The 4,941-nt window shown below is 77.1% G+C and carries 1 protein-coding gene; it reads left to right on the top strand.

All coding sequences use genetic code 11. The features are described from left to right. Positions 1 to 4,941 (top strand): beta-ketoacyl synthase N-terminal-like domain-containing protein (locus tag ACFVVX_RS37815; protein ID WP_387952700.1); only part of this gene is annotated, 4,941 nt, incomplete at both ends.

The raw sequence follows: 4,941 nt of genomic DNA, 5'->3' as shown, positions 1-4,941 counted from the left end.
CCTGCGACACCACCGACCCCCAAGCCCTCACCCACCTCCTCACCACCATCCCCACCACCCACCCCCTCACCGCCGTCATCCACGCCGCAGGCGTCCTCGACGACGGCCTGCTCGCCGACCTCACCCCCGAACGGCTGGACACCGTCCTGCGCCCCAAGGTCGACGCCGCCCGGCACCTGCACGAGCTCACCCGCGAGCTCGACCTGGACGCCTTCGTCCTGTTCTCCTCCGTCACCGGCACGACCGGCACCGCCGGACAGGCCAACTACGCCGCCGCCAACGCCTACCTCGACACCCTGGCCGCCCACCGGCACGCCCTCGGCCTGCCCGCCACCTCCCTCGCCTGGGGCCTGTGGGAGTCGGACGGCATGGGCGCCGCACTCAGCGCGGCCGACCTGGCCCGGCTCGCCCGCACGGGCATCGCACCGCTGCCGACCGAGCAGGCCCTGCGACTGTTCGACGAGGCGCTCGCCTCCGACCGCCCGCTGCTCGTCCCGGCCCGCTTCACCACCGGCGCGCTCGCCGCCCCCGGCGCCGAGGTGCCCGCACCGCTGCGCTCCCTGGTCCGGCCGGCCCGCCGCCGCGCGGTGGCGGCGGCCCCCGCCCCCGAGGCGGACTCCCTCGCCCAGCGGCTCGCCGGACTCCCGGCCGCCGACGCGGACCGGCTGCTGCTGGACCTGGTCCGCACCACCACGGCCACCGTGCTGGGCCACGGCGACCCCGGCACCGTCCACGAGGGGCGCGCCTTCACCGACCTGGGCTTCGACTCGCTCACCGCCGTCGACCTGCGCAACCGCCTCGGCGCGGTCACCGGTCTGCGGCTGCCCACCACCCTGGTCTTCGACCACCCCACCCCGGCCGCGCTCACCGACCTGCTCCGCACCGAACTCCTCGGCGACCGGCCGCTCCCGGCCGCCGAGGAGCCCGCGGCACGGACGACCGGCACCGAGGACGACCCGATCGCGATCGTGGCCATGGCCTGCCGCTACCCGGGCGGTGTCACCACCCCCGAGGAGCTGTGGCAGCTGGTGGCCGAGGGCCGGGACGCCGTGTCCGCCTTCCCCACCGACCGAGGCTGGGACCTCGACGCGCTCTACGACCCGGACGCCGGGCGCCCCGGCACCTCGTACACCCGCCAGGGCGGATTCCTGTACGACGCCGCGGAGTTCGACCCTGAGTTCTTCGGCATCAGCCCGCGCGAGGCCCTCACCACCGACCCGCAGCAGCGACTGCTGCTCGAAACCGCCTGGGAGGCCTTCGAGCGCGCCGGCCTCGACCCGGCCGTGCTGCGCGGCTCGCGCACCGGCGTCTTCACCGGCGTCATGTACAACGACTACGGCGCCCGGCTGCACCAGGCGCCCACCGCGCCGGAGGGCTTCGAGGGGTACCTGGTCAGCGGCAGCGCGGGCAGCGTGGCCTCCGGCCGGGTCTCGTACACCTTCGGCCTGGAGGGGCCGGCCGTCACCGTCGACACCGCCTGCTCCTCCTCGCTGGTCGCCCTGCACCTGGCGGCCCAGTCCCTGCGCCAGGGCGAGTGCGACCTCGCGCTGGCCGGCGGCGTCACCGTGATGGCCAGCCCGGCGACCTTCGTCGAGTTCAGCCGCCAGCGCGGCCTGTCCGCCGACGGCCGCTGCAAGCCCTTCGCGGCCGCCGCCGACGGCACCGGCTGGGCCGAGGGCGCCGGCCTCCTCCTGGTCGAGCGGCTCTCCGACGCCCGCCGCAACGGGCACCCGGTGCTCGCCCTGCTGCGCGGCTCCGCGATCAACCAGGACGGCGCCAGCAACGGCCTCACCGCCCCGAACGGGCCCGCGCAGCAGCGGGTCATCCGGCAGGCCCTGGCCGGCGCCGGCCTCGCCCCGGCGGACGTGGACGCCGTGGAGGCGCACGGCACCGGCACCCGGCTCGGCGACCCGATCGAGGCGCAGGCCCTGATCGCCGTCTACGGGCAGCGCCGGCCGACCGAACGACCCCTGCTGCTGGGCTCGTTGAAGTCCAACATCGGCCACACCCAGGCCGCCGCCGGCGTGGCGGGCGTGATCAAGACGGTGCTGGCGATGCGGCACGGCGTGCTGCCGAAGAGCCTGCACATCGACGAACCGACCCCGCACGTCGACTGGTCGGCGGGCGCCGTCGCCCTGCTCGCCGAGCCGACCGCCTGGCCCGAGGCCGACCGGCCGCGCCGGGCCGCCGTCTCCTCCTTCGGCATCAGCGGCACCAACGCGCACGTCATCCTGGAGCAGGCACCCGCGGACGACGCGCCCCCAGCGCCGGCCGGCCCGCAGCCCTGGCTGCTCTCCGGACGCACGCCGCAGGCCCTGCGCGCCCGCGCCGACCGGCTCGCCCGCCACCTCGCGGAGCACCCGGACGTCCCGCTCGGCGCGGTGGCCCGGGCGCTGGCCACCGGCCCGGCCGCCCAGGAGTACCGGACCGGCTTCGTCGCCGCGACGGCCGAGGAGGCCCTTCGCTCCCTCGCCGCACCGACCGGCGACACCCCCGTGCCCGCCGCCCTGCGGACGGCCTTCCTGTTCACCGGCCAGGGCAGCCAGCGCGTCGGCGCCGGTCGCGAACTCCACGCCGCACAGCCGCGGTTCGCCGCAGCCTTCGACGCCGCGCTGGCCGCGCTGGACCGGCATCTGGACCGCCCGCTGCGCGACATCGTCTTCGCGGAGCCCGGTACGCCCGAGGCCGCGCTGCTGGACGAGACCCGCTACACCCAGCCCGCCCTGTTCGCCCTGGAGACGGCGCTGTTCCGGCTGCTGGAGCACTGGGGCGTCCGGGCGGACGCCCTGCTCGGCCACTCGATCGGCTCGATCGCCGCCGCCCACGCGGCCGGCGTGCTCTCCCTGGCGGACGCGGCGGCCCTGGTCGCCGCGCGGGGCCGGCTGATGCAGGCCCTGCCGGCGGGCGGCGCCATGGCGGCGCTCTCGCTGGACGAGCAGGCGACCGCCGAACTCCTGGCCGCGGTCGGCGGAGCGGTCGACATCGCCGCCGTCAACGGCCCCCGGGCGACGGTCGTCTCCGGCGAGGAGTCCGCCGTGCTCGCGGTGGCCGCCCGGGCCGCCGAACTCGGCGCCCGCACGAAGCAGCTGACGGTCAGTCACGCCTTCCACTCCCCGCTGATGGAGCCGATGCTGGCGGAGTTCCGGGAGCTGGTGGCGGGGCTGGAGTTCCACCCGCCGCGGATCCCGGTCGTCTCCGACCTCACCGGACGGCTCGCCACCGCCGAGGAGTTGGCCTCGACCGAGTACTGGGTGCGGCACGTCCGCGAGGCCGTCCGCTTCGCCGACGGCCTGCGCACCCTGCACGGGGACGGCATCGGCGCCTACCTGGAGCTCGGTCCGGACGCGGTGCTCGCCACCATGGCCGCCGACACCCTGCCGGACGCCGTCCTGCTCCCCGTCCTGCGCCGCGACCGGCCGGAGCCGGTGGCCGTCCCGCAGGCGCTCGCCGCGCTGCACACGGCCGGCGGCGCGGTCGACTGGCCCGCGTACTTCGGTACCGGACCTGACGGCCCGAACGGCCCGAACGACCCTGACCTCCCCAACGGCACGGACCTCCCGGACGGGTCCGACCGACCCGTCGGCACACGGCCCGAGCTGCCCACCTACCCGTTCCAGCGCGAGCGGTACTGGCTGGACGCCCCGGCCGCACCCCTCGGCGGGGACCTCGGCCGGGCCGGCCTCGGCGCCACCGACCACCCGCTGCTCGGCGCCGCCGTCGAACTCGCCGACGGCTCCGGCACCGTCCACACCGGCCGCCTCTCCCTGGCGACCCACCCGTGGCTGGCCGAGCACGCCGTCCTCGGGACGGTGCTCCTGCCGGGCACGGCCCTGCTCGAACTCGCCCTCCACGCGGGCGCCAGGGCCGGCAGCCCGACCGTCGAGGAGCTGACGCTCCAGGCGCCTCTGCTCCTCGCCGAGGAGGGCGCCGTCCAGCTCCAGGTCACCGTGGGGGCCGCCGACCAGGAGGGCCGGCGGACCGTCGCCGTGCACGCCCGGGAGGACGGCACCGAGCAGCCGTGGACCGCCCACGCCACCGGCCTGCTGGCCGCCGACGCCCCCGGTTCCCCGGACACCCCGGTGCCCGCGAGCGGTGGCCCGGCCGACTGGCCGCCCGCCGACGCGGAGCCCGTGGAACTCGCCGACGCCTACCGGCAGCTGGCCGACCACGGGTACACCTACGGTCCGCTGTTCCAGGGCCTGCGGGCCGCCTGGAGGCGCGACGCCGTCTGGTGGGCCGAGGTCGAACTACCCGCCGGGGCACCGGACTCGCCGTTCACCGTCCACCCCGCCCTGCTCGACGCGGCGCTGCACCCGCTGGCCCTCGCCGGACCGGGCGCGTCCGGCGGGCTGCCCGTGCCGTTCTCCTGGCACGACGTCCGACTGCACGCCACCGGCGCCCGGGCGCTCCGGGTCGAGCTGACCCCGGCGGGCGGCGCTTCGGACCGCACCGCGCTGCTGCTGACGGACACCGCCGGCGCACCCGTGCTCTCCGCCGGGGCGCTGGCCGTCCGGGAGACCGACCCGGCCCGGCTCACCGCCGGCCGCCGCACCACCCGCAACCTGTACCGGGTCGCGTGGGTGCCGGTACCGGTCACGGCGGGCAGCGGCTCCGAACGACCGGTGCCGTACGACGAGGCCGTCCGCCTGGTCGAGGCCGGCGCCCAGCCGCCGAGCTTCGTGCTGGCGGAGGTCGCGGAGCAGCCCTCGGCCTACGAGGTGCTCGGCGAGCTGCGCGGCTGGCTGGCCGACGAGCGCTTCGACGGCTCCCGGCTGGTCCTGGTGACCGGGCACGCGACGGCCGTCGAGGCGGACGAACCGGTGAGCGGGCTGGCCCAGTCGGTGGTCTGGGGCCTGGTGCGGACGGCGCAGTCCGAACACCCCGGCCGCTTCCTCCTCCTCGACACCGACCACACCCCCGCCTCCACCACCGCACTCACCG

Source organism: Kitasatospora sp. NPDC058170, assembly GCF_042883905.1.
Taxonomy (GTDB): Bacteria; Actinomycetota; Actinomycetes; order Streptomycetales; family Streptomycetaceae; genus Kitasatospora.
The sequence above is the reverse complement of the archived record's forward strand: the minus strand, read 5'-3'. Positions and strand labels throughout refer to the sequence as shown.